This window comes from Streptomyces sp. NPDC093071, assembly GCF_044754545.1.
Taxonomy (GTDB): Bacteria; Actinomycetota; Actinomycetes; order Streptomycetales; family Streptomycetaceae; genus Streptomyces.
The window spans coordinates 52,150-78,175 of the sequence record NZ_JBIVPH010000015.1; the positions used below are offsets into that span (position 1 = coordinate 52,150).

At 72.8% G+C, this 26,026-nt stretch carries 28 protein-coding genes; 16 read left to right on the top strand and 12 right to left on the bottom strand.

The window, feature by feature from the left end:
* Positions 1-7: 7 nt before the first annotated feature.
* Both ACIQD7_RS32830 and ACIQD7_RS32835 read right to left on the bottom strand, forming a co-directional pair.
* On the bottom strand, positions 8-469 hold the full coding sequence (locus tag ACIQD7_RS32830) for a nucleoside deaminase (RefSeq protein WP_402446864.1): 462 nt from the start codon (positions 467-469) through the stop codon (positions 8-10).
* A gap of 39 nt (positions 470-508) precedes the next feature.
* Complete coding sequence (locus ACIQD7_RS32835; protein ID WP_402446712.1) at positions 509-784, bottom strand: winged helix-turn-helix domain-containing protein; 276 nt, start codon at positions 782-784, stop codon at positions 509-511.
* A 149-nt stretch (positions 785-933) separates the two neighbouring features.
* Here ACIQD7_RS32835 and ACIQD7_RS32840 point away from each other — a divergent pair, with 149 nt between their 5' ends.
* The 3 genes from ACIQD7_RS32840 to ACIQD7_RS32850 all read left to right on the top strand — a co-directional run bounded on the left by ACIQD7_RS32840 (position 934) and on the right by ACIQD7_RS32850 (position 2,341).
* Entirely contained in the window at positions 934-1,272 is a 339-nt protein-coding gene (locus ACIQD7_RS32840; RefSeq protein WP_402446714.1) for a hypothetical protein, read from the top strand.
* Entirely contained in the window at positions 1,260-1,619 is a 360-nt protein-coding gene (locus ACIQD7_RS32845; RefSeq protein WP_402446716.1) for a hypothetical protein, read from the top strand. The genes ACIQD7_RS32840 and ACIQD7_RS32845 overlap by 13 nt, the downstream gene beginning before the upstream one ends.
* A 236-nt stretch (positions 1,620-1,855) precedes the next feature.
* Positions 1,856-2,341 (top strand): hypothetical protein, encoded by a 486-nt coding sequence (locus ACIQD7_RS32850; protein WP_402446718.1) that lies wholly within the window; start codon positions 1,856-1,858, stop codon positions 2,339-2,341.
* Positions 2,342-2,353: 12 nt separating this feature from the next.
* On the opposite strand, the gene ACIQD7_RS32855 is transcribed toward ACIQD7_RS32850, so the two are convergent.
* Complete coding sequence (locus ACIQD7_RS32855; protein ID WP_402446720.1) at positions 2,354-2,980, bottom strand: flavodoxin family protein; 627 nt, start codon at positions 2,978-2,980, stop codon at positions 2,354-2,356.
* A 249-nt stretch (positions 2,981-3,229) separates the two neighbouring features.
* Between ACIQD7_RS32855 and ACIQD7_RS32860 the strand changes: the two genes are divergently transcribed.
* Complete coding sequence (locus tag ACIQD7_RS32860) at positions 3,230-3,421, top strand: hypothetical protein (protein WP_402446722.1); 192 nt, start codon at positions 3,230-3,232, stop codon at positions 3,419-3,421.
* Between the two features lie 39 nt (positions 3,422-3,460).
* Here ACIQD7_RS32860 and ACIQD7_RS32865 read toward each other — a convergent pair whose 3' ends face one another.
* The gene (locus ACIQD7_RS32865) at positions 3,461-3,850 is read right to left on the bottom strand and encodes a PLD nuclease N-terminal domain-containing protein (RefSeq protein WP_402446725.1); all 390 of its coding nucleotides are present in this window, start codon (positions 3,848-3,850) and stop codon (positions 3,461-3,463) included.
* A 90-nt stretch (positions 3,851-3,940) separates the two neighbouring features.
* Between ACIQD7_RS32865 and ACIQD7_RS32870 the strand changes: the two genes are divergently transcribed.
* From ACIQD7_RS32870 to ACIQD7_RS32880, 3 genes are read left to right on the top strand one after another with little or no spacing between them, the layout of a single operon-like run.
* Entirely contained in the window at positions 3,941-5,398 is a 1,458-nt protein-coding gene (locus ACIQD7_RS32870) for a menaquinone biosynthesis decarboxylase (RefSeq protein WP_121828971.1), read from the top strand.
* Positions 5,395-6,297 (top strand): menaquinone biosynthesis prenyltransferase MqnP, encoded by a 903-nt coding sequence (mqnP, locus tag ACIQD7_RS32875; RefSeq protein WP_390756672.1) that lies wholly within the window; start codon positions 5,395-5,397, stop codon positions 6,295-6,297. The genes ACIQD7_RS32870 and mqnP overlap by 4 nt, the downstream gene beginning before the upstream one ends.
* Positions 6,298-6,327: 30 nt before the next feature.
* The gene (locus tag ACIQD7_RS32880; protein WP_402446728.1) at positions 6,328-6,996 is read left to right on the top strand and encodes a UbiX family flavin prenyltransferase; all 669 of its coding nucleotides are present in this window, start codon (positions 6,328-6,330) and stop codon (positions 6,994-6,996) included.
* Here the strand turns inward: ACIQD7_RS32880 and ACIQD7_RS32885 are convergent.
* Complete coding sequence (locus ACIQD7_RS32885; RefSeq protein WP_402446731.1) at positions 6,993-7,130, bottom strand: hypothetical protein; 138 nt, start codon at positions 7,128-7,130, stop codon at positions 6,993-6,995. The two genes, ACIQD7_RS32880 and ACIQD7_RS32885, sit on opposite strands and share 4 nt — an antisense overlap.
* 137 nt (positions 7,131-7,267) lie before the next feature.
* Here ACIQD7_RS32885 and ACIQD7_RS32890 point away from each other — a divergent pair, with 137 nt between their 5' ends.
* Together ACIQD7_RS32890 and mqnE are read left to right on the top strand one after the other, a co-directional pair.
* On the top strand, positions 7,268-7,723 hold the full coding sequence (locus ACIQD7_RS32890; RefSeq protein WP_017241016.1) for an Lrp/AsnC family transcriptional regulator: 456 nt from the start codon (positions 7,268-7,270) through the stop codon (positions 7,721-7,723).
* Between the two features lie 63 nt (positions 7,724-7,786).
* Positions 7,787-8,950, top strand: a complete 1,164-nt coding sequence (gene mqnE, locus ACIQD7_RS32895; protein WP_062754569.1) for an aminofutalosine synthase MqnE — start codon at positions 7,787-7,789, stop codon at positions 8,948-8,950.
* A gap of 48 nt (positions 8,951-8,998) precedes the next feature.
* Here the strand turns inward: mqnE and ACIQD7_RS32900 are convergent, their stop codons facing one another.
* Both ACIQD7_RS32900 and ACIQD7_RS32905 read right to left on the bottom strand, forming a co-directional pair.
* Positions 8,999-9,865 (bottom strand): GyrI-like domain-containing protein, encoded by an 867-nt coding sequence (locus ACIQD7_RS32900; protein ID WP_402446734.1) that lies wholly within the window; start codon positions 9,863-9,865, stop codon positions 8,999-9,001.
* Positions 9,866-9,959: 94 nt separating this feature from the next.
* Positions 9,960-10,493: a GNAT family N-acetyltransferase gene (locus ACIQD7_RS32905; protein ID WP_402446737.1), complete on the bottom strand. Its 534-nt coding sequence runs from the start codon at positions 10,491-10,493 to the stop codon at positions 9,960-9,962.
* 129 nt (positions 10,494-10,622) lie between these two features.
* Here ACIQD7_RS32905 and ACIQD7_RS32910 point away from each other — a divergent pair, with 129 nt between their 5' ends.
* The 4 genes from ACIQD7_RS32910 (at position 10,623) to ACIQD7_RS32925 (ending at position 15,448) form a co-directional block, all read left to right on the top strand.
* Positions 10,623-10,889 carry a DUF4229 domain-containing protein gene (locus ACIQD7_RS32910; protein WP_121828976.1) on the top strand — a complete coding sequence of 89 codons (267 nt, stop codon included), beginning with the start codon at positions 10,623-10,625 and terminating at the stop codon, positions 10,887-10,889.
* Positions 10,890-11,280: 391 nt separating this feature from the next.
* On the top strand, positions 11,281-12,627 hold the full coding sequence (locus ACIQD7_RS32915; protein ID WP_402446740.1) for a dicarboxylate/amino acid:cation symporter: 1,347 nt from the start codon (positions 11,281-11,283) through the stop codon (positions 12,625-12,627).
* A 109-nt stretch (positions 12,628-12,736) separates the two neighbouring features.
* The gene (locus tag ACIQD7_RS32920; RefSeq protein ID WP_402446743.1) at positions 12,737-13,381 is read left to right on the top strand and encodes a TetR/AcrR family transcriptional regulator; all 645 of its coding nucleotides are present in this window, start codon (positions 12,737-12,739) and stop codon (positions 13,379-13,381) included.
* A gap of 186 nt (positions 13,382-13,567) precedes the next feature.
* Positions 13,568-15,448, top strand: a complete 1,881-nt coding sequence (locus ACIQD7_RS32925; protein WP_402446746.1) for an AMP-dependent synthetase/ligase — start codon at positions 13,568-13,570, stop codon at positions 15,446-15,448.
* 17 nt (positions 15,449-15,465) lie between these two features.
* Here ACIQD7_RS32925 and ACIQD7_RS32930 read toward each other — a convergent pair whose 3' ends face one another.
* Positions 15,466-16,131 carry a pyridoxal 5'-phosphate synthase gene (locus tag ACIQD7_RS32930; RefSeq protein WP_402446748.1) on the bottom strand — a complete coding sequence of 222 codons (666 nt, stop codon included), beginning with the start codon at positions 16,129-16,131 and terminating at the stop codon, positions 15,466-15,468.
* Positions 16,132-16,285: 154 nt separating this feature from the next.
* Positions 16,286-16,933: a TetR family transcriptional regulator gene (locus tag ACIQD7_RS32935; protein ID WP_121828980.1), complete on the bottom strand. Its 648-nt coding sequence runs from the start codon at positions 16,931-16,933 to the stop codon at positions 16,286-16,288.
* Positions 16,934-17,307: 374 nt separating this feature from the next.
* On the opposite strand from ACIQD7_RS32935, the gene ACIQD7_RS32940 reads away from it, so the two are divergent.
* Both ACIQD7_RS32940 and ACIQD7_RS32945 read left to right on the top strand, forming a co-directional pair.
* The gene (locus ACIQD7_RS32940; RefSeq protein ID WP_402446749.1) at positions 17,308-18,150 is read left to right on the top strand and encodes a VOC family protein; all 843 of its coding nucleotides are present in this window, start codon (positions 17,308-17,310) and stop codon (positions 18,148-18,150) included.
* A 158-nt stretch (positions 18,151-18,308) separates the two neighbouring features.
* On the top strand, positions 18,309-20,747 hold the full coding sequence (locus ACIQD7_RS32945; RefSeq protein ID WP_402446751.1) for a PQQ-binding-like beta-propeller repeat protein: 2,439 nt from the start codon (positions 18,309-18,311) through the stop codon (positions 20,745-20,747).
* Between the two features lie 13 nt (positions 20,748-20,760).
* Here the strand turns inward: ACIQD7_RS32945 and ACIQD7_RS32950 are convergent, their stop codons facing one another.
* On the bottom strand, positions 20,761-21,462 hold the full coding sequence (locus tag ACIQD7_RS32950) for a hypothetical protein (RefSeq protein WP_402446754.1): 702 nt from the start codon (positions 21,460-21,462) through the stop codon (positions 20,761-20,763).
* 125 nt (positions 21,463-21,587) lie between these two features.
* Between ACIQD7_RS32950 and ACIQD7_RS32955 the strand changes: the two genes are divergently transcribed.
* Positions 21,588-22,154 (top strand): hypothetical protein, encoded by a 567-nt coding sequence (locus ACIQD7_RS32955; RefSeq protein WP_402446756.1) that lies wholly within the window; start codon positions 21,588-21,590, stop codon positions 22,152-22,154.
* 266 nt (positions 22,155-22,420) lie between these two features.
* On the opposite strand, the gene ACIQD7_RS32960 is transcribed toward ACIQD7_RS32955, so the two are convergent.
* Together ACIQD7_RS32960 and ACIQD7_RS32965 are read right to left on the bottom strand one after the other, a co-directional pair.
* Positions 22,421-22,639 carry a hypothetical protein gene (locus ACIQD7_RS32960; RefSeq protein WP_240449831.1) on the bottom strand — a complete coding sequence of 73 codons (219 nt, stop codon included), beginning with the start codon at positions 22,637-22,639 and terminating at the stop codon, positions 22,421-22,423.
* A 203-nt stretch (positions 22,640-22,842) separates the two neighbouring features.
* A complete protein-coding gene (locus ACIQD7_RS32965) occupies positions 22,843-25,920 on the bottom strand; it encodes an AfsR/SARP family transcriptional regulator (protein ID WP_402446758.1) in 3,078 nt (1,025 codons plus the stop codon).
* Positions 25,921-26,026: the final 106 nt, after the last annotated feature.

A 26,026-nucleotide genomic window follows, 5' to 3' on the forward strand; every position in this document is an offset into this window, starting at 1 on the left:
CGGGGCCTCACCCCTCCCCGATGTCCTCGCCCCACAGCTCGGGGTTCTCCCGGACGAACTCCCGCATGAGCGCGGCGCATTCGGGATCGTCGAGCACGACGACCTCGACGCCGTGCCCGGCCAGCCACTCGTGCCCGCCGCGAAAGGTCCCGGCCTCCCCGACGACCACCCGCGAGATCCCGAACTGCCGGACGAGACCGGAGCAGTACCAGCACGGCGACAGGGTCGTGACCATGGTCGTCCCCCGGTACGAGCGCTGCCGCCCGGCCGCCCGGAACGCGTCGGTCTCCGCGTGCGCCGACGGATCCCCGTCCTGCACCCGCCGATTCCGCCCCCGCCCGAGCAGCGTGCCGTCGCCCCCGTAGAGCGCGGCCCCGATCGGAATCCCCCCTTCCCCGAGCCCGGCCCGGGCCTCGTCGAGGGCGGTGGCGAGCCATGTGCGGGCCTGGGCTTCGTCGATGGGAGCCATGGAGTTCATGGGGGACTCATTCCCGGTGGGGCGGGGGGATCACGCGCCGGAGGGTGGTTCCGCTCCTCGGTCGTCCGGCAGCGGGTCGGCGACGAAGGTTCCCTTGCCGTGGACGGTCAGGATCAGACCGCGCTCGCGCAGGACCCGGGCGGCGCGGCGGACCGTCAGGTAGGCCACTCCGTACTCCTCGGCGAGGTCGCGCTCGGCGGGCAGGCGGGCGCCCGGCGTCAGCTCGCCGGCCGCGATGCGGGCGGCGACGTAGACCAGCTGAGGGCCTTGCGGGTCGAACTCGGGGATCTGGCTGCGGTCGGTCACCCGACCAACGTAAGCATCGATAACCTGTGCGAACCATTAGTAAGCTATGCAGAGCTATACATGCCTCCTAGAGTTGATGACGTGAAGACCCCGGCGAGGTGGCAAGACCTCCCGGGGCATGGCCACCAACTACTCAGGGAGTTGATGACGTGCGGAACCCTATCGCGCGCGTACTGGGCCGGGCCTGGATCCCGGTCCTCCTCTGGCTGCTGATGCTGACGCTGCCACCCACGGGCAGGCACCGCCCGGTCCGGACCGCCCACCGCCGCCCGGCCGCGCCGCCCCGCCACCGGGCCCCCGCCCCGCGTTCCCCGTACGCACGGGAACAGCTGATGCCCCTCGACGGCCCCCGCTCGCCCCTCGCCCGCCCCTACCTGGCGACGGCCACGGCACGCGCGGCGCAACGCAGGCGCCGGCGGGCGTTGTGGCTGGCGACGGTCGGAGTGGACGTCGACCACCGGAACATCCACGAGCGGTGCTCTCGGTGAGCCGCTGCGGGGCACGGCGTTCCGTGCTCGCCGTCGCGGAGACGGTGCGCCCGGTGTGGGGCGGCTCGGTCTGCGTCCTCGGCCCCGGGCACGACGGCCCGCACCGCGACCGCGCGGGCGACGGCTGGTGGGTGACGCCCGAGATCGCGGACGCGGTGAGCGTCTCCCTCCTGACCCGCGCCCTCGCGACCGAGCCGGAGCCGGGGTTCCGCTCGCCGCGCTGCGTCGTCGGCCGCCACGCCCACTGCCGGGACCACGTCCCGCGCGACAGCGGCGTGCCGGGGGTCCGTCACTTCGTGTGCGAGTGCCCCTGCCATCGGGAGCCCCTGGCGCTCCCCGCCGACTGAGCGTGAGGCGCCGGTCCGACCGATGGTGGTCGGGCCGGTGCGAACGAGTCCGCCGAGGCGCGGCCCCCGCGTCGGACCCGAGTTACGTCCGTAGCCCAACTCCCTTTACGGAAAAGCTCTTTCGTGTGGCGGCCGGGATTGTTCCAAGCGGGGTCCGGGGGTCCGGGGCGGCGGTACGCTCGGGGCGCCCCCGTGGTCGCGCGGGGGCGTGGTGGGAGACCGCGGGGGTGGATGAGTTGCCACTGGATCACCGTTATGCCCTCACCGTCGGGTGCCGGGTCAGCGTCGAGCGCAGCGCGGGCCTGACGATGGTGAACTGGAACGTCGCCACGCTGGCGTCACCGGAGATGCGCCGGCCGCCGGAGAAGGACGCGTCGGTCGCCTTCGAGTGCCCGCGGTGCGGGAAGCCCTTCGTGGCCACCGTGGAGAGCGAGTCCAAGGCCCGGCGCAAGCGATGGGCCTACCTGACGATCGGCCTGCTGCTGTTGCTCTCGCTGCTCGTCACGCTCCCCATGGCCTTCCACCTCGGGGGACAGGTCCGGGAGGAGGACGACCCCTCGATGAACCCCATGGTCGTCCTCGTGCCGCTCGTAGCCGTGGGATTCATCGCCGGACTGACCTTCTTCATGGCCGGCCGCCGCTACACGGGCGTCAAGAAGTACCGACTGGTCCTGCCGAACGGAAAGCTGACGGCGCTGGTCCAGGGCCACCGCTTCGACTGACCCGCCGGGTCCTCACGCGACCGCCGCCCCCTCCTCGTACGGGAACAGCGCGAGCGGCGTCTCCCCCTGGAAGAAGGTCTTCGCGCGGATCAGGGCCGCCTCGTCGGCGCGGACGCGGCCCGGGCGGGAGCCCGTGCCCGTCAGGACGCCGCCGAAGCGCATCCGGAGGTAGGCGGCCGAGTGGTGGAGGGAGGTGACCAGGCCCTCGGCGACGACGTGCTCGTCGTGGGACAGGGCCGTCACGCCCCACAGGGTGCGGCCCGCCATCCGGGCCTTGAAGTCCGAGCCGGGGAAGTTCAGCCAGCCCGACCAGTAGTCCAGGTAGCGCTTGGTCTGGGCCGAGAAGGTGTACCAGTACAGGGGCGAGACGATGACGACGTCGGTCGCCGCGACCGTCACGTCCCACAGCATCTTCTCGGTCTCGTGCACCGGCGGGCCCGTGATCTCGTGCCGCCCGTCCTGGAAGTCCGGCAGCGACAGCTCGTTCAGGTCCACCCAGCGCTGTGGTACGCCCTCCGGCAGGTGCGCGGCCGCCTCGCGGGCCAGGATCTCCGAGTTGCCGTCCGCGCGCGAGCTGCCCAGGACGAAGAGGAACGAGCGGTTCGAGAAGTCCGGGGAATCCGGGGTGTCCAGGGGCATGGCGGGGGCTCCGTCTCGTCGTGAGTTCTCCGGTGTCCGGTGCCAACTCCGGCTTCCGCGCGGGTATTCCGGCCCCCGCCGTCACCCGTCCCCGAGGCCCCGCCCGCCCCCGCCCCTGCCGCCGATCGGCTGAGGATCCGTCGCCGTACCGGCCCGGTGAACGGGTGGCCGGGGGCGCGGGGCCTAGCTTGCGGAGTGCCGGGTTTCCGCGGAGTAGCCCGTCGTTTTCCCCGAACCGAGAGGTCTTCCATGCGTTCCCTGCTGACCGCCCTCGCCGCCGGCGCCCTCGTCCTGGGCGCCGCCGGTGCCGCCAGTGCCGACGTGCACGTCGCTTACGAGCCGGAGGACTCGTACACGATCGTCTTCGGCGACTGGCTCCAGTTCGCGGGCGGTGACGTCTTCAACGCCGGTCACGAGAACACCGTCGGCTCCGACAACTGAGACCGGGGCGGGGGCCTCGTCCAGAGGCCCCCGGGTCCGTCAGGCCTCGTTCTCCTCGCCCCGCTCGCGCCGCTTCAGCTCCTCCTCGCGGCGCCGCAGGTCCGCCTCCCAGTCCTTGAGGAGGCCGTCGTCGTCGGCCTTCGGGGCGGCCCCGTCGTCCTTGAGGGACTTCAGGAACTCCGGGTTGTCGTCGGGGGCCACCCAGCCGCCCCCGCGCCCCGCGCGCCCCGTGCCGGACCGGCCCTTCGGCCCGCGCTCCTTGCCCGCGACGATCCAGCCGATCGCGCCGACGATGGAGAACAGCAGGATCACGATGGCCCACACCGGCTTCGGAAGGTGCTTGACCTCTTCCTCCGGGGTGTTGAGGCAGTCGATGAAGGCGTAGATCATCAGCGCCAGCGGCAGGATGAACAGCAGCGCCCTGAGCATGTGGGACAGCCCCCTGGAAGCGGTGGCGGGGGCGCGCTTCGGCGGCCCCGGTGACAGGTCCAGGGTAGCCGGTGACCGATACTTGCCCCTATGGCTTACGACGATCTCCGCTCGCTGCTCAGGGCCCTCGAGCGTGATGGCGACCTCAAGCGCATCAAGGCCGAAGTCGACCCGTACCTGGAGGTCGGGGAGATCGTCGACCGCGTGAACAAGGCGGGAGGCCCGGCGCTCCTCTTCGAGAACGTCAAGGGCTCCTCGATGCCGCTGGCGATGAACGTCTTCGGGACGGACCGCCGGCTGCTCAAGGCCCTCGGCCTGAAGTCGTACGGCGAGATCAGCGAGAAGATCGGCGGGCTGCTCAAGCCGGAGCTGCCGCAGGGCTTCGTCGGGGTCCGCGAGGCCTTCGGCAAGCTGGGCTCGATGGTCCACGTGCCGCCGAAGAAGGTGAAGTCCGGCGACGCGCCCGTGCAGGAGGTCGTCCTCACCGGCGACGACGTCGACCTGGAGAAGCTGCCCGCGCTCTTCACCTGGCCGAAGGACGGCGGCTCCTTCTTCAACCTGGGGCTCACCCACACCAAGCACCCCGAGACCGGCGTGCGGAACCTCGGCCTCTACCGGCTCCAGCGGCACGACAAGCGCACCATCGGCATGCACTGGCAGATCCACAAGGACAGCCGGAACCACTACGCGGTGGCGGCCGAGCGGGGCGAGCGGCTGCCGGTCGCGATCGCCTTCGGCTGCCCGCCGGCCGTGACGTACGCCTCGACGGCCCCGCTGCCGGGCGACATCGACGAGTACCTCTTCGCCGGCTTCGTGCAGGGCAAGCGGATCGAGATGGTCGACTGCAAGACCGTGCCGCTCCAGGTCCCGGCGCAGGCCGAGGTCGTCATCGAGGGCTGGCTGGAACCGGGCGAGATGCTCCCGGAGGGCCCCTTCGGCGACCACACCGGCTTCTACACCCCGCAGGAGCCCTTCCCCGCGCTGACGATCGACTGCGTGACGATGCGGAAGCGTCCGCTGCTCCAGTCGATCGTGGTCGGCCGGCCGCCGACCGAGGACGGGCCGCTCGGGCGGGCGACGGAGCGCTTCTTCCTGCCCCTGCTCAAGATCATCGTGCCGGACATCGTGGACTACCACCTGCCGGAGTCCGGCGGCTTCCACAACTGCGCGATCGTCTCGATCGACAAGAAGTACCCGAAGCACGCGCAGAAGGTCATGCACGCCATCTGGGGCGCGCACATGATGTCGCTGACCAAGCTGATCGTCGTGGTCGACAAGGACTGCGACGTCCACGACCTGCACGAGGTCGCCTGGCGGGCCCTCGGGAACACCGACTACGCCCGGGACCTCACCGTGGTCGAGGGCCCGGTCGACCACCTCGACCACGCCTCCTACCAGCAGTTCTGGGGCGGCAAGGCGGGCATCGACGCCACGAAGAAGCTCCCCGAGGAGGGCTACACCCGGGACGGCGGCTGGCCGGACATGGTCGAGTCGGACCCGGCGACGGCCGCCTTGGTGGACCGTCGCTGGAAGGAGTACGGGCTGTGACCACCGCCGCAGTACCGGGCGCCCAGCCCGGACGCACCAAGGCCTTCCTGCGGCTCGTCATGATCGAGCACTCGGTCTTCGCGCTGCCCTTCGCCTACATCGCCTCGCTCACCGCGATGTTCCAGACGGACAGGCGGATCCACTGGTGGACGCTGCTGCTCGTCACCGTCTGCATGGTGGGGCTCCGGACCTTCGCCATGGCCTGCAACCGGATCATCGACCGCGAGATCGACGCGCGTAATCCGCGGACGGCCGGCCGGGAGCTGGTGACCGGGGCGGTGTCCGTGCGGTCCGCGTGGACCGGGGCCGGGATCGCCGTCGTGGTGTTCCTGGGGGCCGCCGCCCTGCTGAACCCGCTCTGTCTGGCGCTCGCGCCGCTCGCCGTGGTGCCGATGGTGGTCTACCCGTACGGGAAGAGGTTCACGAACTTCCCGCACGCGATCCTGGGTCTTGCCCAGGCGATCGGGCCCATCGGGGCCTGGCTGGCGGTGACCGGGGAGTGGTCCTGGGACGCGGTGATCCTGGGGCTCGCGGTGGGCGTGTGGATCGGCGGCTTCGACCTGATCTTCGCCTGCCAGGACGTACGGGCGGACCGGGCGCACGGCGTCAGGTCGGTCCCGGCCCGCTTCGGTATCCCGGCCGCCCTGTGGGGCGCCCGGGGCTCGGCGGTCGTGACCACCGGACTGCTCGTCTGGTACGCGCTCGCCACCGGCGCCGGGGTCTTCTTCTGGATCGGCCTGGCGGTCGTCGTGGTGGCCTTCTGCTACGAGCACACGATCGTGAAGCCGCACGACCTGTCCCGGCTGAACCGCGCGTTCTTCACGACGAACGGCTTCATCGGGATCAGCCTGTTCGTCTGCGCGCTCCTCGACCTGCTGGTCCGCGGGCTCACCCCGTAGCCCGGACCCCTCACGGATAGGCTCGACGGCATGAACGACGGCAAGCGCACCCCCTGGATCGTGGGGGTTTCCGGGGCGTCGGGCACGCCGTACGCCGCCGCCGTCCTGAGGGGGCTGCTCGCCGCCGGGGAGAGCGTCGACCTGGTCGTGTCGCGGGCCTCGCGGCTGACCCTGCTCGACGAGACCGGGATCTCCTTCCGGGACGCGCACTGGCGCGAGGACCTGGCGGCCTGGCTGGCGCGGGGCGCCGACGGGAAGCCCGATACGTTCGAGGCGGACCTGGACGACGTGCGGTACTGGCCGGCCGGGGACCTGGGCGCGGGCCCGTCCTCGGGGTCGTACCCGGCGAAGGGGATGCTGGTGGTGCCCGCCTCGACCGCCGCGGTGGCGGGAGTGGCCCTGGGGCTCTCGAAGGACCTGCTGCAGCGGGTCGCGAGCGTGACGCTGAAGGAGCGGCGGCCGCTGGTGGTCGCCGTGCGGGAGACCCCGCTGAACGGGCAGACGCTCCGGCACATGGTGGCGCTGGACGAGGCGGGCGCCGTGGTGCTGCCCGCCTCTCCGGCGTTCTACGCGGGGGCGACGCACATCCAGGACCTGGTGGACTTCGTCGCCGGGCGGGTACTGGACGCGGCGAAGGTGCCGCACCGGTTGTACCGCCGCTGGGAGGGAGAGCTGGGTGCGGCTCTCCGGTCCGATTAGCGCTTCTTGGCGCGCTTCTGCTGAGCGCGCTTCGAGGCGGGGACGGGCTGGTGGGCACGCGAGCGGTTGGCCAGGTCCTGCAGCTCGCGCATACGGGCGTAGGCCATCTCGATCGTGTACACGGTGAACACCACTCCTGAAGGTTCCGAACCCGAAGGTTCTTAAAGATCGACGCTGATCTGTTGAAAGATTCACAGGGTGTCGTCCCTGTGTACCTTAGATTCTATACCTAAACTCGCGGTATCGCTGGACAATGGAAGGCCTCATACCTATGGACGCCGTGGACAGGCAGCTCATCCAGGCCCTGCGCGAGAACGGGCGCGCCTCGTACGCCGAACTCGGCCGGCTCGTCGGCCTCTCCGGCCCCTCCGTCACCGACCGCATCAACCGTCTGGAGGCGGCCGGGGTCATCACGGGCTACCGCGCCACCGTCGACGCCGCCTCGCTCGGCCTCGGCGTCACCGCCCTCATCGGCATCTCGCTCTCCGACGCCGCCGACCACGAGGACGTGGCCCGCCGGCTGAAGGACCTCGCCGAGATCGAGGACTGCTGGTTCATCGCCGGCGACGACTCCTTCATGCTCAAGGTGCGCGCGAACGACGTCGACGGCCTGGAGAAGACGATCCGCCGCCTCAGCGGCACGAAGGGCGTCTCCCGCACCCGCACGACGATCGTCCTCTCCACCAAGTGGGAGAACCGCGTCGGGGAGCTGCCCGAGGAGGGCTGACGGCGGCCCTGAGAGTACGGTGAACGGCGAAGCACGGATATCGGAGAAGAGGGAGGCGGCCGCATGGACGCGGGGCTCAAGCGTGAGCTGGAGCAGAAGGTCCGGGACGGTGAGCGGCTGAGCCGTGAGGACGGCATCGCCCTGTACGAGTCCGACGACCTGGCCTGGCTCGGCGGTCTGGCCCACGAGGTCCGGACCCGCAAGAACGGCGACGTGGTCCACTTCAATGTCAACCGGCATCTGAACATGACCAACGTCTGCACCGCCTCCTGCGCCTACTGCTCCTTCCAGCGCAAGCCGGGCGAGAAGGACGCGTACACCATGCGCATCGAGGAGGCCGTGCGCCTCGCGAAGGCGATGGAGAACGAGAACCTCACCGAGCTCCACATCGTCAACGGGCTGCACCCCAACCTGCCCTGGCGCTACTACCCGCGCTCCCTCTCCGAGCTGAAGAAGGCCCTCCCGAACGTCTCCCTCAAGGCGTTCACGGCCACCGAGATCCACCACTTCGAGACGATCTCCGGGCTCTCCGCCTCCGACATCCTCGACGAGCTGATCGAGGCCGGTCTGGAGTCGCTGACCGGCGGCGGCGCCGAGATCTTCGACTGGGAGGTCCGGCAGCACATCGTGGACCACCGCACCCACTGGGAGGACTGGTCCCGGATCCACCGGCTCGCCCACGAGAAGGGGCTCAAGACCCCCTCGACCATGCTCTACGGCCACATCGAGGAGCCGCGCCACCGCGTCGACCACGTGCTGCGGCTGCGCGAGCTCCAGGACGAGACGAACGGCTTCCAGGTCTTCATCCCGCTGCGCTACCAGCACGACTTCGTGGACATGAAGGACGGCAAGGTCCGCAACAAGCTCCAGGCGCGCACCACGATGGCGACCGGCGCCGAGGCCCTGAAGACCTTCGCGGTCTCCCGGCTGCTCTTCGACAACGTGCCGCACGTGAAGGTCTTCTGGGTCATGCACGGCGTCCAGACCGCGCAGCTCGCGCTCCAGCACGGCGCCGACGACATGGACGGCTCGGTCGTCGAGTACAAGATCACGCACGACGCCGACAACTACGGCACGCCGAACAAGCTGGGCCGCGAGGACCTGCTCGAACTGATCCGGGACGCGGGCTTCCGGCCGGTCGAGCGGAACACGCGGTACGAGATCATCCGCGAGTACCCGGGCCCGGACGCGGAGCTGCGGGAGTCGCCGCAGCCGATGCGGGTCTGACGCGAGTGCCGGGAAAGGGCTGGTGAGGAGTCTCTCACCAGCCCTTTCTCACGCCTCCGTGCGCTCCACCGGGATCCACAGCTCCGCCCGCGCCGTCGTCCAGTCCTCCGAGGGCCGTACGGCGAGCAGCTCGGGGCCCGGCCTGCTCGCGTACGGGTTGGACGGGAACCACTGGGTGAAGACGTCCCGCCAGAGGTACTGGAGGGCCTTCGGGTAGGGGCCCTCGTTCTCGAAGACGGCCCAGGTCCCGGCGGCCACGTCGAGCGCGTCGAACTCCTCCGGGACGTCGGCGCCGCTCACCGCCCCGTGCCAGTAGTCCAGCTCGGCGCCCTCCTCGCGGCTGTCCGAGAGGTGGGTGACCGCCGACAGGACGCCCCCGGGCTCCCCGTCCGAGAGTCGGGCGAGCCGGGCCAGGCCCTCCTGCCCGATGGACCTGATGTGGGCGGCGATCGCCGGGTTCTCGCCCTCGTGGACCAGGGGGACCCGGGCCCCGCGCCCGACGATCCGGAAGGCGTCCTTCTCCACGATCCTGTACCGCATGGTGCTGTTCCCTTCGACGACGAGGCGGAAGGACATGCGCGGCTGGGAGCGCAGCGCGGCCCCGGTGCGGCGGGCCTCGCCGGGGCCGACGCCGTGCACCGCGCGGAACGCGCGGGCGAAGGCCTCCCCGGAGCCGTAGCCGTAGCGCACCGCGACCTCCAGGAGCGTCCGCTCGCCGGCGAGCACCTCGGCGCCCGCGACGGTGAGTCGCCTGCGCCGTACGTACTCCGACAGCGGCATCCCCGCGAGCGCCGAGAACAGGCGCCGGAAGTGGTACTCCGAGGTCGTCGCGATCCGGGCCAGTTCGGCCGGGTCGAGGTCGTCGCGGAGGTGCTCCTCGATGTGGTCGAGGGCCCGGTTCAGCCGCTCCAGCACGTGGTCCGTCCTTCCTTTTCCGTGTCCTCACCGTAGGAAGGGGGCCCGGTGCCGGACCCGACATCCCGTGCCCGTTCCGGTCGGGTGCGGCCCGTCAGGTCAGCGGGAGCAGCATGACGATGTCGTCGCGGTCGTCCCCGGGGGCGACCCGGATCGCGCCGGGGACGCGGCCGACCTCCTTGTAGCCGGACTTGGCGTAGAAGCCGTCGACGCCGGTGCCGCCCCGGCAGGTGAGCCGGACGGCCTCGACCGCCTCGAATCCCTCGGCGGTGCGGGCGGTGCGCTCGACCGCGTCCATGAGGTCGCGTCCGTACCCCCTGCCCTGGTGCCGGGGGTGGACCATCACGGTGTAGAGCCACACCCAGTGCGTCATCAGGGGGTGGGTGTTGAAGGTGAAGAAGGCGGTGGCGGCGACCTCGCCGTCCTCGTCGCGGCCGACGAGCAGACGGGTGTCGCCGCGGGCCATGTCGACGAGGTGCCGGAGCAGGGCGGGGCGGATCTCGTCGGGGGTGACGGGCGGGACGAAGCCGACGGCGCCGCCCGCGTTGGAGACGTCGGCCCAGAGGGCGAGGACGCCGTCGCGTAGCGCGGGGCCGACCGCCGGGTCCATCTCGAACGTAAGGGTCATTAGGTGAGGGTATCCATTACCCATCGGGTGCTCAAGGGGGTTGGTTCCCAGGGGGAAGCGGCCCCGTGCTTCACTGGGGAGGACGTTCGTCCCGTAGGGGATCTTTTCGGAACGGAAGAGTGGACTGACATGCTCCGTTACACGGTGCTGCGGCTCGGCATCTTCGCCGGGTCCTTCCTCGCCCTGTGGGGGCTGGTCTACGTCGGCGTGCTGCCGCGCGGCCTCGGCGACTCCAACCTGCTCTGGGTCCTCGTCCTCTCCATCGTCGTCTCCGCCCCGCTCAGCTTCGTCCTCCTGCGCGGACAGCGCGACGACATGAGCGCCGAGATCGTGGAGAAGGTCGACCGCGCGAAGGGCCGCCTCGCGGAGAACCGGTCCCGCGAGGACGCGTCGTAGGGCCCCGTCCTCCGGCCGTGGAGACCGCGTAAGGATTCCGTAAGTTTCATCACACATCTACCCCCGGGTAGGAGCTTCCAAGGCTCCGGCCTGGGGGTTTCTGCGTTTCGGAGGCGGAGGGGCGTCCCCGTACCCCAAAGAAGAGCTTTGAGGTTCTCAAAGTTCAAGTGTTAACGTGTTCGACATGAAGACCGCAGCGCGCCTCACCGACGCCGCGAGCAACCCGCTCGTGGCGCGCCTGCACGTCGATCTCTGCCGCTGTATGTCCGCGGCCTGTTGTCGCCGCGAGCTCTGACCTCCCCGGCATCATGCAGCGGCCCCGCGCACGAGCGCGCGTGTGCGCCGCACCCCCGTCCCCGTATTCCCCCGATACGCCCTGTGGAGTGTGTCTGTGTCCGCGTCCGTTTCCGAGGCCCCCGAGGCTCCCGAGGCCAAGTCCTCGTCCCGGATACCCAAGGTCCCCTTCTGGGTCCAGATCATCGCCGGTCTGGTCCTCGGCGCCCTGCTCGGCTGGATCGCCCGCAGCCAGGACGTCTCCTGGCTGAAGGAGACCCTCGGCCAGGTCGGCGACATCTTCGTCCAGCTGCTCAAGCTGGCCGTCGCCCCGCTCGTCTTCTTCGCGATCCTGGTCTCGATCACCAACCTGCGGAAGGTGAACAACGCCGCCCGGCTCGCCACCCGCACCCTGCTCTGGTTCATGATCACCTCCCTGATCGCGGTCGCCATCGGCCTCGCGATCGGCCTGATCACCAACCCGGGCTCCGGCACCGGCCTCACCCCGCAGGACGGCAAGCTGCCGAAGCGCGAGGGCTCCTGGATCGACTTCCTCACCGGCATCGTCCCGACGGACGTCATCACGCCCTTCACCGAGCTGAACGTCCTCCAGATCGTCTTCATGGCCGCCGTCGCCGGCATCGCCGCCCTGAAGCTCGGCGACCGCGCCAAGCCGATCCTCGCCCTCTCCGAGTCGGTCCTCGAACTGCTCCAGAAGGCCCTGTGGTGGGTCATCCGCCTCGCCCCGATCGGCACCGTCGGCCTCATCGGCTTCGCCATCGCGGACTACGGCTGGGACCTGATCGGCAAGTACGCCACCTTCACCGCCGACGTCTACGTCGGCTGCGCGATCGTCCTCTTCGGCGTCTACCCCCTGCTGCTCGCCACGGTCGCCAAGATCAGCCCGCTCCACTTCTTCAAGGGTGCCTGGCCCGCCATCCAGCTGGCCTTCGTCTCCCGCTCCTCGGTCGGCACCATGCCGGTCACCCAGAAGGTCACCGAGCGCCTCGGCGTCCCGAAGGAGTACGCCTCCTTCGCCGTCCCGTTCGGCGCCACCACCAAGATGGACGGCTGCGCCGCGATCTACCCGGCGCTCGCCGCGATCTTCATCGCGCAGATCTTCGACGTGCAGCTCGGCATCCAGGACTACCTCCTGATCGCCTTCGTCTCGGTGGTCGGCTCGGCGGCCACGGCCGGCCTGACCGGCGCGACCGTCATGCTGACCCTGACCCTCTCCACCCTGGGCCTGCCCCTGGAGGGCGTCGGCCTGCTCATGGCGATCGACCCGATCATCGACATGATGCGCACCGCCACGAACGTCGCGGGCCAGGCGCTGGTCCCGGTGATCGTCGCCGCCCGCGAGAAGATCCTCGACCACACCGCGTACGAGAACGCCTCGGCGTCCCCGATCGACGACCCGACCGGGACGCGGACCGAGGACGAGAAGGTCCTGGTCGCGGCCTGACCGACCCGTGACGGCTCCCGGTGCCCCCGCCCCCCGATGGGCGGGGGCACTAGGCTGCTCGGGGGCGGTCGGACGATCTCGCGGGTGGCGGGAAGAGGGGGTGGGCGTCATGGCCGACGGTACGAAGTCGCGGCGGCTGCCGCGGGCCGTGCGGGAGCGGCAGATGCTGGACGCGGCCGTGCGGAGCTTCGCGCGGCACGGCTACCAGACGGCCTCCATGGACGAGATCGCCGAGCTCGCGGGGGTCTCCAAGCCGCTGGTGTACCTCTACCTGAACTCCAAGGAGGAGCTCTTCACCGCCTGCATCCGGCGGGAGGCCGAGGCGCTGCTCGCCGCCGTGGCCGCCGGGGTCGGGGACGGGGAGCTGCCGCCCGACGAGCGGCTGTGGGCGGGACTGCTCGCCTTCTTCACGTACGCCGCCGAGCACCCCGACTCCTGGGTGGTGCTGAGCCGGCAGGCCCGGACGCAGGGGGAGCCGTTCGCGACCGAGGCGTCCCGGATGCGGGAGGGGATCGCGGACTACGTGGCGGGGCTGATCGGCGAGGCGGCGCGCGCGGCGCACGGGGCCGGGACCATCACGGAGCGGGACGTGACCGCGCTCGCGCAGGCCCTGGTCGGCTCGGCGGAGTCGCTGGCGACCTGGGCGAACGAGACGCCGGGGGTGACGGCGAAGGAGGCGGCGGCGACGCTGATGAACTTCGCCTGGGCCGGACTCGGGAACCTCATGAAAAGCGAGCGCTGGTCTCCCCGTTGAGCCTTACCGCGCAGTAAGGTTACCGACTGGTTAAATCGTCGCGGGCCTCAACGCGCCCGCACGCCAACCCAGTTCGACCCCGCACGCCCGCACGCCCGCACGCCCGCACGCCCGCACGCCCGCACGCCCGCACGCCCCGCTCGTCCCCGCACGTCTCAGTTCGTCGCGAAGACCGAGGAGCCGCACGTGTCCGTCGCCACCGCCGCAGCCGGGACCGAGCCGGTCGAACCGCACAAGTTCCTGATCGACGGGCGGGTGCGGGAGGTCTCCGTCCCCGCCCTCGTCCCCCGGATCGCCCGGGGCTCCCTCGCCGACCTGCCGTACGACAACGCCCGCCAGGACCCCGACGCCCCCCTCTTCTCCCGCAAGGGACCCGAGGGCGCGTGGTACGACGTCCCGGCCGCCGCCTTCGCCGCCGAGGTGCACGCCGTCGCCAAGGGCCTCATCGCCCACGGCCTGCAACCGGGCGACCGGCTCGCCCTGATGGCCCGCACCACCTACGAGTGGACCCTGCTCGACTTCGCGGCCTGGGCCGCCGGACTCGTCACCGTCCCCGTCTACCCCACCTCCTCCGCCTTCCAGACCCGCTGGATCCTCCAGGACTCCGGCGCGGCCGCCTGCGTGGTCGAGGACCCCGCCCAGGCCCGGACGGTCGCCGCCGAACGGCCCCGACTGCCCGGCCTGGCCCACCTCTGGACGATCGACGCCGGGGCCGTCGAGCTGCTCCGGCGGGCGGGGGAGCGGGTCTCCGACGAGGCCGTCACCGCCCGCCGGGGGCTGCTCACTCCGGAGACCCTCGCCACCCTCGTCTACACCTCCGGCACCACCGGCCGCCCCAAGGGCTGCGCCCTCACCCACGCCAACTTCTTCGCCGAGGTCGACAACGCGGTCCGGCTCCTCCACCCCGTCTTCGTCTCGGAGAGCAAGGAGCCCGCCGCCACCCTGCTCTTCCTGCCGCTCTCCCACGTCTTCGGGCGGATGGTCTCCGTCGGCTGCGTGCGCGCCCGGGTGCGGGTCGGGCACGCCCCCTCCGTCGAGGGCGACGGACTCCTCGCCGACCTGGCCGCCTTCCGGCCCACCTTCCTCCTCGCCATCCCGTACGTCCTGGAGAAGGTCTTCAACGCCGCCCGCGCCACCGCCGAACGCGGCGGGAAGGCCGCCTCCTTCGACCGGGCCGCCCGGGTCGCCCGCCGCTACGGCCAGGAGGCCTCGCCCTCGCTGCCGCTGCGGGCCGCCCGCGCGCTGTACGACCCGCTGGTCTACCGGCGGATACGGAACGCGCTCGGCGGGCGCGTGAAGTACGTGATCTGCGGCGGCTCGCCGCTCGGCGCCCGGCTCGCGGAGTTCTTCGCGGGCGCGGGCGTCGAGGTCTTCGAGGGGTACGGCCTGACGGAGACCACGGCCGCCTCCACGGTCACCCCGCCGCGCCGGCCGCGCACCGGGACCGTCGGCTGGCCGCTGCCGGGCACCGCCGTCCGGATCGCCGACGACGGCGAGGTCTGGCTCCGGGGCGGCCACGTCTTCGCCGGGTACTGGGACGCGCAGCGCGGGGCGGCCGTGCCGTACACCGACGAGGGCTGGTTCCCCACCGGCGACCTGGGCTCGCTCGACGAGGACGGCTATCTGCGGATCACCGGCCGCAAGAAGGACATCATCGTCACCTCGGCCGGCAAGAACGTGGCCCCCGCCCCGCTGGAGGACTGGCTGCGCGCCCACCCGCTGGTCGCCCAGTGCATGGTGCTCGGCGACGACCGCCCGTACGTCACGGCCCTGATCACCCTGGACCACGAGGGCCTGTCGCACTGGCGGCGGATGCGGGGCAAGGACCACCTGGCGCTCTGGGAGCTCACCCGCGACGAGGAACTCCTCGCCGCCCTCCAGCGGGGCGTGGACGACGCCAACCGCCTCGTCTCCCGCGCCGAGTCCATCCGCGCCTTCCGCGTCCTGACCACCGACTTCTCCGAGACCTCGGGCCACCTGACCCCGTCCCTGAAGCTCCGCAGGGGCGCGGTGCTGCGGGACTTCGCGCGGGAGATCGAGGAGATGTATCCGGTGGGGAGCGAGTAGGGGCCGGTGAACGGGCGCTACGGCCAGAGGAGTTCGCGGATCCAGCCGTCCGGCGCCGACGGGTCGCGGCGGTAGCGGAGGCGGACGTGGCGGCGGTGGGCGTCGCCCTGGAAGAACTCGACCTCGGCCGGTTCGACCGTGTAGGGGGTCCAGGTGGGGGCCGGGGCGTCCGGTTCCGTCTCCGCGCGGTGCCAGGCCGCCGCGCTCGCCTCGGCGAGGGTCCCGGGGGAGTCCAGGAGTTCGCTCTGGCGGCCGACCAGGGCCGCCGCGAGGGCGCCGGTGGTGCGGGCGCGGAGGTCCTCGTACGCCTCCTCGGGGGTGCCGGTGGCGACGTGGCCCCTGACCCGGACCTGGCGGCCCTGGACCGGCCAGTAGAAGTTGAGCGCGGCCTCCGGGCGGGCGGCGAGCTGGCGGCCCTTGGCGCTGGTGGAGTGCGAGGCGAAGTGCCAGCCGCGCGCGTCGGCGCCGTGCAGCATCACCACCCGCACGTCGGGGCGGCCGTCCTCGTCCGCGGTGGCCAGGGCGGGGGTGTGCGGCTCGGTCTGGCCGGCCGCGACGGCCGCCGTGAACCACTCGTGGAAGAGGGCCAGCGGCGCGGGCGGGGCGTCCGCCGGGTCGAAGGCGGGCAGCTCGGTGTCCCAGACCCGCAGGGAACGCAGGGCGCGGTCGAAGTCGGTCGTCATGGGGTCACGGTAGTCAGGGGGGCACGGTAGTCAGGGGGCGTCCCCCTTCGCGTCCGTTCCCCCGTACGGCCCGGAAGACGGCGGCGCCGGCGGCGGTCCCGGGGTGCGGGCCGCCGCCGGCGTCGGCGACAGGACGGGGGAAGGAAGGGGGCGGCTATCTGGTCGGCTTCTTGCCGGTGATGCCCAGGTGCACCAACAGGGCCAGGTTCGGCTTCAGTTCGGCCTGCTTCACGCCCCAGGTCTGGAAGCCCTTCTGGTGTCCCGCGACCGCGGCCAGCATCGTCACCAGGGAGCCGGCCATCGCGGCGGGGCCGACCTCCTTGTCGACCTTGCCCTTGGCCTGGAGCTCCTTCACCGCGTCCGTCAGGGAGTTGGTGACCGAGTTCAGGATCTTCATGCGGATCTTGTAGAACCGCTTGTCGCCCTCGGCGGCGCCGAGGTCCACGACCCGGAGGATCGCGTCGTGCTTCCGCCAGAAGTCCAGGAAGCCCTCGACCAGGTCCTCGGAGGACTGCCAGGCGGCCTTGCCGACCCAGGAGCGGCCGGAGGCCAGGTCGGCCAACCCGGCGCCCTCCTTCGCCATTTCCTCCGCGATCTCCAGAACCGCTCCCTCGACGTCCGGGAAGTACTGATAGAACGTCGCGGGTGAAGTACCCGCCTTCCGGGCCACGTCGATGACCTTGACGTCCCGGTAGGGCGAGGAGCTGAGCATCTCACCGAGGCAGTCGAGCAGCTTCTGCCGCGTCGCCTGACCGCGTCGACCGGCCACGCGGCCGTCGACGGTGCGTACTTGTCCTGTCATGCCGTCAGCTTACCGACGGGGCCTCAGGGCGCGATTCGGCCGACTGCAAATGGGGTGCACCCCCGTCCGTCCACGTTCTCCGAGGTGGGCGCGGGTGCGGGGCGGAGGGTGAGGAAAAGTGGACGGTCGGTATTGAGCCAATATCGGTGTGGGGGAGGGGGCGGGGAGGGGTGGGCGGCGCCGGGGGAGTCAGGGCCGAACGGGGGACCCCGTACCCGAATAGAGTTATGAACAGTCTGTGGACAACTTCGGTGGACAACCCAGGCACCGCAAGGGTCCCACCCCGCCGGACCCTCCTCCGCCCGCCCCGCCGGACCCCCTCCGCCCGCCCGCCGGGGCGCGCGCGGCCGGTGCCGCCGCCCTAGCGTGGAGCCATGGCCGTACGCACTGAGGGCACCCCGTGCTGGGTGGACGCGCAGCTCCCCGACCTGGAGGCGGGCAAGCGCTTCTACGGCGAGCTCTTCGGCTGGACCTTCGACCCCGACCGCGACGAGGCCCTCCTGCGCGGGCGGCGCGTCGCCGGGCTCGTCCCCAAGAGGGACGGCCGGATGCCCACCACCTGGACCGTCTACCTCGCCACCGAGAACGCCGGCACCCTCGCCGCCCGGATCAGGGCCGCCGGCGGCCGGATGGTCATGGACCCCTACCCCGTCGGCCCCTTCGGCGTCCTGGCGCTCGCCGCCGACCCCGGCGGCACCGTCTTCGGCCTCCGCCAGGCGGGCGAGGACGACGGCTTCGCCGCGGTGAACGAGCCGGGCGCCTTCTGCTGGATGGAGGTGTACACGCGCCGCCCGGACGCCGTCGACACCTTCTACGCCACCGTCTTCGGCTACCTCGGCCGTCAGGCCGACCCCGAGGAGGAGGGCGCGGGCCCCGACCTCGACTACCGCGTCTGGTCGCCCCCCGGCTCCCGGCCCGGTGACGACAGCGCCTTCGGCGGCCGGGCCGTCATCACCGACGACTTCCCCGCCGAGATGCCCGGCCACGTCCTCGCCTACTTCGCCGTGGACGACTGCGACGCGGCCTGCGACACCACCGTCCGGCTCGGCGGCCGGGTCGTCACCCCGGCCCGCGACACCCCGCACGGCCGCGTCGCCGTCCTCCGCGACAACCAGGGCGCCCTCTTCGCGGTGCTCGCCGAGCCGGAAGCCGGGCCGGAAACCGGGCCGGAAGGCGGACCGGAAGCCGGGACGAAAACGGACGGTACGGCCCGATAGGCCCGTAACCGTCCCGCCCGCCTCACCCCGCACCGGGCCGTCCCCCCTACCAGGCGACACCCCGATCCGCCCCCGGGTTCGCCACCGGGCCCCCGGACAGGAAGAATCAGGGCCACGGGGCCGTACCCTCATGGCCCGTACGGGGAGGTGGCAGGCAAGTGGAGCAGCTGACGCAGCACGACCCGAGACGCATCGGGCCCTTCGAGGTGCTGGGCCGGCTCGGCGCGGGCGGAATGGGCCTGGTCTATCTCGCGCGCTCGGCCTCGGGCCGGCGCGTGGCGATCAAGACCGTGCGCACGGAGCTCGCGGAGGACCAGCTGTTCCGGGTCCGCTTCACCCGGGAGGTGGAGGCCGCGCGGGCCGTCTCGGGCTTCTACACGGCCGCCGTCGTCGACGCCGACCCGCGCGCCGCCGTGCCCTGGCTGGCCACCGCCTACGTACCGGCGCCCTCCCTCGAAGAGATAGTGAACGAGTGCGGGCCGCTCCCGGCCCAGGCCGTGCGCTGGCTGGCGGCCGGCGTCGCCGAGGCCCTCCAGTCCATCCACGGGGCGGGCCTGGTCCACCGCGACCTCAAGCCCTCCAACGTCCTCGTCGTCGAGGACGGCCCCCGGGTGATCGACTTCGGCATCGCGTCCGGCGTCTCCAACACGCGGCTGACCATGACCAACGTCGCCGTCGGCACCCCCGCCTACATGTCGCCCGAGCAGGCCCGCGACTCGCGCAGCGTCACCGGCGCCAGCGACATCTTCTCGCTGGGCTCGATGCTGGTCTTCGCCGCCACCGGCCACGCGCCCTACCACGGCGCCAACCCGGTCGAGACCGTCTTCATGCTGCTCCGGGAGGGCCCCGACCTGGAGGGCCTGCCCGAGGAGCTGCGGCCCCTCATCGAGTCCTGCATGCAGATGGACGTCACCCGCCGGCCCAGCCCGGCCGATCTGCAGGCGCAGCTCGCCCCGCACCTCTTCGGCCCGGGCAGCGACGACAGCGGCACGGCCTCGGCCTGGCTGCCGCTGAGCGCCACCGCCATGATCGAGCGGCGGCGCGGCGGCGGCCGCACCCCCGCCGCCCCGCCCGTCCCGGCCGTGCCCCCGCCCCCGCCGCCGTCGGACCCGCCGGGCCCGTTCCCCGACCCGTACGGCCCGGAGCGCGGGCCCGGGGGCGGCGGCCGCAGGCCCGAGCCCGTCGGCGGCCGGCACGCGGGCCCCGCCGAGAGCGCGGGCGGTCCCGTGCGCCTCGGCGGCGGGGCCGTGCCCATCGGCCCCGGCCCCCGGGTCGCCGACACCCGGGCGGCGCTCGCCGTCGGCCGGGGCGCCGACGCGGGCCCCGCGACCGGCTGGATCCGGCCGCCCGGCGGCGGCCCGCACGGCGCCGAGCCCGGCCCGCCGCCCGGCTCCCGCCCGCTGAACGTGCCCGCGCAGGGCGGCACGGGGCCCAACCCGCCCCCGCCGGAGCCCGGCCACTGGCGGCCCTGGCGCTTCCGCATGTCCAACGACGTCTGGGGCACCCCGGTCGTCGACGGCGACCTGCTGTACGTCACCTCCTTCGAGGTGCACGCCCTGGACACGGGCAGCGGCCGGCGCCAGTTCAAGACCCGGGACGTGGCCTGGTCCATGGCCGTCGCCGGGGGCCGCATCCACGCCTCCGACGGCCCGACCCTGTACGCCCTCGACGCCTCCGACGGCGGCGAGCGCTGGCGGCTGCACACCGACGCCTGGGTGTACGCGCTCCAGGTCGACCGGGGCACGGTCGTCACCGGCACGCGCGGCGGCGGGGTCCAGGGCCGGGAGGCCTCCAACGGCGCCATGCTGTGGGAGGTCACCGGGGCGCAGACCGACTTCGAGACCCCGGAGGCGGGGCCCGCTCTGCACGGCGACACCGTGTACGTGTGGCGGGACGCCCGGCTCCAGGCCCTCGACGCCCGGACCGGCGCGGAGCGCTGGTCGTACCCGATCGGGGACGCCGCCTCCTGTGGGGGAGTACCCGTACGGGTGGCGCCGGCCGAGGACGGCTACGTGTACGTGTCGGCCGGGACCCGGGTCCTGTCGATCGACATCGCGGCCGGGCACGTCCGCTGGCACTTCGAGGCCCCGGCCGTCTTCCTCTCCCCGCCGGCCTTCGCGCCGGGCCCGGCCGTCACCGGCGGCGGGGTGTACCTCGCGGACCACCTCGGCACGGTGTACGCGCTCGACGCCACGACCGGCCAGGACCGCTGGCGGATCGCGACCGAGCAGCGCCAGTCCACCGAGCCGGTGCTCGTCGCCGACGGCAACGTGCACGTCGGCAGCGGCAGCGCGCTCTACACGCTCGACGCGGTCACCGGCACGCCCCGGTGGCGGTTCGCGGCGGGCGGCGAGCTGGTCGGCTCCCCGGTGGTCGCGGACGGCCGGATCCACTTCGGCTCGGCCGACCACGTCCTCTACACCCTGGACGCGACCGGCGGTCAGCTGCGCTGGAAGCTCGCGACCGGCGGCGAGATCACCGGCTCGCCGGTGGCGAAGGGCGGGGTCGTGTACGCGTGCAGCAAGGACCGCTGCGTGTACGCGCTCGACGCGGTGAAGGGCACGGCTACGGGCCGGGGCTCGGCGGCGGCCCGCTGACGGACCCGGCCCCTCAGCGGGGCCCGGGGCCGTCCTGGCCCCGGTCCCGTTCCCGGTCGGGGACCTCGAAGGTCCGGGTCGGCTCGGACCCGTAGGGGTCGTACGGGCCGGGGGCGGCGGACTCCCGGGGGTCGCCCGCGGGAGCCCCGTAGGGGTCGGCGACGGGATCCTCCCGGGGTCCGGGTCCGGGTCCTGTTCCGGGACCGGGGCCGCCGGGCGGGGCCGCGTATGCCCGCGGCTCCTCCGGCCATGCCCGCCCCGCCCGCCCCGTCCGCTCCTCCGGCCCCTCGCGGGCCCTCCGTCCTCTCCGCCCCGACATGACGAGGGCGCCGAGCAGCAGCAGGATTCCGCCGCCGAGGGCGTTCGCGACCCCGTCGCCGAGGCCCGTGCCGCCGCCGTCGACCGTGAGGCTCCCCTCGTACTGCCCGACCCGCACCATCCAGAAGACGGTGAAGCCGAGGACGACGAGCCCGGCGAGGCCGACGAGGAGGCGGGAGCGGAGCACCACGCCGACGAGGGTGAGGAGGGCGGCGAAGGCGAAGGGCAGCAGGAGCGACCACCAGAGGTCGGCCTTCGCCTCCGTGATGCCGGTGAACAGCTCGTCCATGGCGTAGTCACGCCCGTGACGGCCGTCGTACCAGGCACGGAAGGGGCTCAGAACGGCGGCCGTCGCTCCGGCGAGAGCCAGAACGGCGCCGGCGACGTTACGGATCATCGAAGCGGCCTCCTGAGTGGTCCGGCTCTCGCTCCCGACGCTACGCCCGGTCGGAGGGGGCCGCCAGGTGGCGCGGAAGCGACCGTTAGGGTGGCGCGAACACGACAGCCAGGACGGGGGCGCTGATGATACGGACACGCCTGAAGCTCGCGGCGACGCTCACGGTGGTGGTGCTCGCGCTGACCGGTTTCCACACCGGGAAGGGCGGCCACGGCAGCGGCGGCGGCAGCGGGAAGAGCAAGAGCGGCACGAGCAAGAGCGGCAAGAGCCGGGGCCACTCCTCCGACGACGACGATTCCGGCGGCGGCTGCTCCAGCTCCGAGAAGGACAACGACGACTACGGGTCGGGCGGCGGCACGACGGCCCCGTCCCCCACCGTGACCACGACCGGCTCCGAGGTCGAGGTCGTGGTGGTCGACTGCGTGAAGCCGGCCCGGAAGAAGGGCAAGGGCAGGACGGCCCGCGCGGCGGACACCACGGCGACCCTGGAGGTCACCTCGCACGACGCGGTCGAGAAGACGTACCGGGTCACCCTGGAGTTCAAGGGCGCGGCGGGGAACGCGGTGGACTCGGCCGAGGCGGTCGTCACCGTCGGGGCCCACGAGCGGAAGACCTTCGAGGTCGCCATGAAGAACCCGAAGGCGGTCGACCGGGTGAGGAACTGCTGGGTGTACGACGTCCGCGCGCGGTAGGCGCGGTGGCGGGTCCGGCTCGTCGGCACCGTGCCGCCCGCCCGTCCGCGCGCCGGTAACCGGACGCGCCGAAGGGGCCGGGCAGGTGCCCGACCCCTCCTTGTGCGGTGGTCCGACCGCGTCGCGCACGGGCCCCGTTCCGGCGGATCCCCCCTGGTTCCGCCGGACGTCCCCCGAGCCCGTGTGCTCCCCCGTCGACCGGACCTCTCGGGCCCCGGCGGCTCCCCCGAAGTCGCCGCCGCGGCCCTTTCCCCGTCGGGAGTGGACTAGTTGGCCGGCTCCGTGGTGGCGTGCATGTTGCCGTTCGTGGTCGCGCCGGCGGTGCCGTCGATCGGCTCCGTGGTGGCGTGCATGTTGCCCTTGATGCCGATCTTCGCGGCCACCGAGTCGGCGAGCGGAGCGTCGGTCGCGTGCATGTTCTTGTTGACGATCTCTTCGCCGTCGGCGCTCGGCTTGGTGGGGTCCAGGTCGGCCATGTTGATCATCTCCCGTTGTTACTTCGGATGGGGCGGGTGGGACCGTCCGGCCGTTCCCCCGTGGACTGCTGGGCGGTCCCACCCGGAGCCGTTCACCCTAGTGCGACGGTGTGACGGCCTTACCGGCGACCCGTCTGCCCCCCGACGCGACGGATCGTGTGGAGAAGACTGCCCCGAGCCCATAAACGAACGATGAACGGGCAGTTCAGCGGCTACGCGGCGGCGGTCTCCAACAACAGGGCCCGCACGTCCGCTTCCTCCGGAGAGCCGAGTTCGATGAAGATGTCCAGCGCCTCCTGCCAGCAGACCCGTGCCCGGCCGTGCTGCCCTATCCCGGACAGGGCGCGGCCGAGGACGACGAGGACCTGTCCGCGACGCCACTCGCCGCCGACCCCGCGGAGGACGACCAGCGCCAGTTCGGAGTTCGAGGCGGCCTGGGCGTACCGGCGGGCGGCGATGTCCACCTCGGCGATCCGGAAGAGCGACATGCCCTCCCAGAGGCGTTGCCGGCTGTCCCGGAAGACTTCGAGGGCCTCGGCGAGCCGGGCCGAGGCCTCGTCGAGCCGCCCGCTCGCGGTCAGCGCGAGCCCCAGCGCGTAGCGACCGTTGGCGCCCTTGAGCGCGTGCCCCATCGAGGCGTACATCTCGGTTCCGCGCTGGGCCAGTTCGACCGCGACGTCCGTCTGGCCCATGGCCAGGTGGATGCGGGAGAGGTTGCACAGGGCGCTGGCCTCACCGGCTTCGTCGTCGCAGGCGCGGAACGCCGTGGTGGCCTGGGTCAGGAAGCGTTCCCCGTCCTCGGTGCGTCCCTGGTAGAGCGCCATGATCCCGAGGGCGTTGGCGGCCCAGCACAGGGGGAGGGCGTCCCCGGTCGAGGACGCCAGGTCCATCGCCTCGTGGGCCTCGCCGTCCGCCTCGTCGAACCGGCCCGTCACGTGCTGGACGTACGCCAGGGTGAGCGCCGCGCGGCCCTTCGCCCGGACGTCCCCCACCCGCCCCGCCGCCTCCCGCAGCACCGTCGCCACCGCCTCGTACTCCCGGGAGTTCGCGCCCGATTCCGCGAGGTCGAGCGACGCCCACAGCAGGTCGACCCCCCGCCGCAGCGTTCCCGGGGAGGCGGCGGACTGGCGGACCGTGGCCAGGAGGCAGTCGGCCTCCGCGTAGAGCCAGTCCTGGGCCTCGTGGCGGTCGGTGAAGGACAGGCCGTCGTACGCGGTGGGCTCCAGGTGGTCGACCAGCCGGTCGCCGGGACGCTCGATGGCGTACACGCGGGCGGCGGTCGACAGGTAGAAGTCCAGGAGCCGGGAGAGCGCCGACTCCCGCTCCGACGGGGACTGCTCGTCCCTCTCCGCGCACGCGCGCGCGTAGAGCCGGACCAGGTCGTGGTACCGGTAGCGGCCCGGGGCCGCCGATTCGAGCAGGGACGTGTCGACCAGCGCCTCCAGGAGGTCCTCCGTGTCCCAGAGCGGCAGGTCGAGGACGGCGGCGGCCGCCGCGAGCGAGATGTCCGGGCCGTCGGCCAGGCCGAGCAGGCGGAAGGCGCGGGCCTGGGCCGGCTCCAGCTGCCCGTAGCCCAGCTCGAACGTCGCCTTGACCGCCAGGTCGCCCGCCTGGAGCTCGTCCAGCCGCCGCCGCTCGTCCGCCAGCTTGGCCGCCAGGACCGACACCGTCCAGGTCCGGCGGGCCGCGAGCCGGGACGCGGCGATGCGGATGGCCAGGGGCAGGAAGCCGCAGGCGGCGACCACGTCGAGCGCGGCCTCCCGCTCGGCCCGCACCCGCTCCTCGCCGACGATCCTCAGGAAGAGCTGGAGCGCCTCCTCCGGGGACATCACGTCCAGGTCGACCAGGTGCGCCCCCGCCAGGTCGACCATCCGGATCCGGCTGGTGACCAGGGCCGCGCAGCCCGCCGTACCGGGCAGCAGCGGGCGGATCTGGGCCGCGTCCCGGGCGTTGTCCAGGAGGACCAGGACCCGGCGTCCGTCCAGCGTGGAGCGGTAGAGCGCGGCCCGGTCCTCCAGGGAGTCGGGGACGGCCGAGTCCGGGGTGCCGAGCGCGCGCAGGAAGGAGCCGAGGACGGTCTCGGGCGCGGCGGCGCGGGACCCCGCGCCCTGGAGGTCCACGTACAGCTGCCCGTCCGGGAAGTGCGGCCGGGCCTCGTGGGCCACGTGCACGGCGAGCGTCGTCTTGCCGACGCCGCCGATGCCCGCGAGCGCCGAGACCGCCATGACGTGGCCCTCGGCGGTGGCGAGCCGGGCGCCCAGCTCCCGTACGAAAGAGGCGCGGCCGGTGAAGTCCGGCACGGTCGCCGGGAGCTGGGCCGGGCGCGCGACGGGCGCGGCCGCCGGGGCGGGCTCCTCGACGGGCCGGGCCAGTTCGGCGTCGGCCCGGAGGATGCGCTGCTGGAGCCGGGAGAGCTCGGGGTTCGGGTCGACGCCCAGTTCGTCGGCGAGCAGCCGGCGCGTGTCCGCGTACACGGCGAGCGCCTCGGCCTGCCGTCCGCCGCGGTAGAGCGCCAGCATGAGCAGTTCGCGCAGGCGCTCGCGCAGCGGGTGCGCGGCGGTGAGCGCGGTCAGCTCGGAGACGGCCTCGGCGTGCGCGCCGACCTCCAGGTCGATGTCGAGCCGGGTCTCCAGGAGGGTGAGCCGCCACTCCTCCAGGCGGGTGCGCTGCGCCTCGGCGTACGGCCCCGGCACGGAGGCCAGGACCTCGCCGTCCCACAGGTCGAGGGCCTCGGCGAGCCGCGCCCGGGCCGCCGCGCGGTCCCCGCCGGCCCGCAGCTTCTCGGCCTCGCCGGCCAGCTCCTGGGCGGTGGTGAGGTCGAGCGCGGCGGCGGAGGCGCGCAGGGCGTAGCCGCCGGACTCGCTGACCAGGACCTCGGGGCCGAGGGCCTTGCGGAGCCGGGAGGCGTAGGTGCGGACGGCCGCGAGGGCCTGGGAGGGCGGTTCCTCGCCCCAGAGGGCGTCGATCAGCTCGGCGGCGGTGGCGGTCCGGCCGCCGCGCAGGAGGAGGGCGGCGAGGAGGGCGCGCTGCTGCGGCGATCCGGTGGACACGGCCGCGTCGCCCCGCCAGGCCCGCACGGGCCCGAGCACACCGAAACGCAGCGCTCCGGCGGTGTCGGCCCGCTCCGTGTCCGTAGCCTCGCCCGCCCGCGCCGTTCCCGTCGGGGGCACCGGATCCACCGGCCCGTCCGAGGCCTCCGGGACCACCGGGCCCGTCGGGTCCCCCGGGGCGTTCCCGCCCGTTTCCGCAGCCCGCTGCGCCGGGACTCGCGGCCCGTCCTCACGGTCCATAGCTCCCCCTGCCGTACCGCTGGTTTCGCCCAGGACAGTCTGCCTTGTCCGGAGGGGGTCCGTCAGCATCGGGCGGACCGGAGCGGAGCCGTTGCCGGACCGTTGT

Coding starts and splice junctions, on each gene's coding strand:
- ACIQD7_RS32960 (WP_240449831.1), bottom strand. CDS start 22,639: ATGATCAACATGGCCGACCTGGACCCCACCAAGCCGAGCGCCGACGGC.
- ACIQD7_RS32910 (WP_121828976.1), top strand. CDS start 10,623: ATGCTCCGTTACACGGTGCTGCGGCTCGGCATCTTCGCCGGGTCCTTC.
- ACIQD7_RS32830 (WP_402446864.1), bottom strand. CDS start 469: ATGGCTCCCATCGACGAAGCCCAGGCCCGCACATGGCTCGCCACCGCC.
- ACIQD7_RS32950 (WP_402446754.1), bottom strand. CDS start 21,462: ATGATCCGTAACGTCGCCGGCGCCGTTCTGGCTCTCGCCGGAGCGACG.
- ACIQD7_RS32860 (WP_402446722.1), top strand. CDS start 3,230: ATGCGTTCCCTGCTGACCGCCCTCGCCGCCGGCGCCCTCGTCCTGGGC.
- ACIQD7_RS32955 (WP_402446756.1), top strand. CDS start 21,588: ATGATACGGACACGCCTGAAGCTCGCGGCGACGCTCACGGTGGTGGTG.
- ACIQD7_RS32880 (WP_402446728.1), top strand. CDS start 6,328: ATGAACGACGGCAAGCGCACCCCCTGGATCGTGGGGGTTTCCGGGGCG.
- ACIQD7_RS32890 (WP_017241016.1), top strand. CDS start 7,268: ATGGACGCCGTGGACAGGCAGCTCATCCAGGCCCTGCGCGAGAACGGG.
- ACIQD7_RS32930 (WP_402446748.1), bottom strand. CDS start 16,131: ATGACGACCGACTTCGACCGCGCCCTGCGTTCCCTGCGGGTCTGGGAC.
- ACIQD7_RS32935 (WP_121828980.1), bottom strand. CDS start 16,933: ATGACAGGACAAGTACGCACCGTCGACGGCCGCGTGGCCGGTCGACGC.
- mqnE (WP_062754569.1), top strand. CDS start 7,787: ATGGACGCGGGGCTCAAGCGTGAGCTGGAGCAGAAGGTCCGGGACGGT.
- ACIQD7_RS32965 (WP_402446758.1), bottom strand. CDS start 25,920: ATGGACCGTGAGGACGGGCCGCGAGTCCCGGCGCAGCGGGCTGCGGAA.
- ACIQD7_RS32870 (WP_121828971.1), top strand. CDS start 3,941: ATGGCTTACGACGATCTCCGCTCGCTGCTCAGGGCCCTCGAGCGTGAT.
- ACIQD7_RS32940 (WP_402446749.1), top strand. CDS start 17,308: ATGGCCGTACGCACTGAGGGCACCCCGTGCTGGGTGGACGCGCAGCTC.
- ACIQD7_RS32920 (WP_402446743.1), top strand. CDS start 12,737: ATGGCCGACGGTACGAAGTCGCGGCGGCTGCCGCGGGCCGTGCGGGAG.
- ACIQD7_RS32905 (WP_402446737.1), bottom strand. CDS start 10,493: ATGACCCTTACGTTCGAGATGGACCCGGCGGTCGGCCCCGCGCTACGC.
- ACIQD7_RS32865 (WP_402446725.1), bottom strand. CDS start 3,850: ATGCTCAGGGCGCTGCTGTTCATCCTGCCGCTGGCGCTGATGATCTAC.
- ACIQD7_RS32855 (WP_402446720.1), bottom strand. CDS start 2,980: ATGCCCCTGGACACCCCGGATTCCCCGGACTTCTCGAACCGCTCGTTC.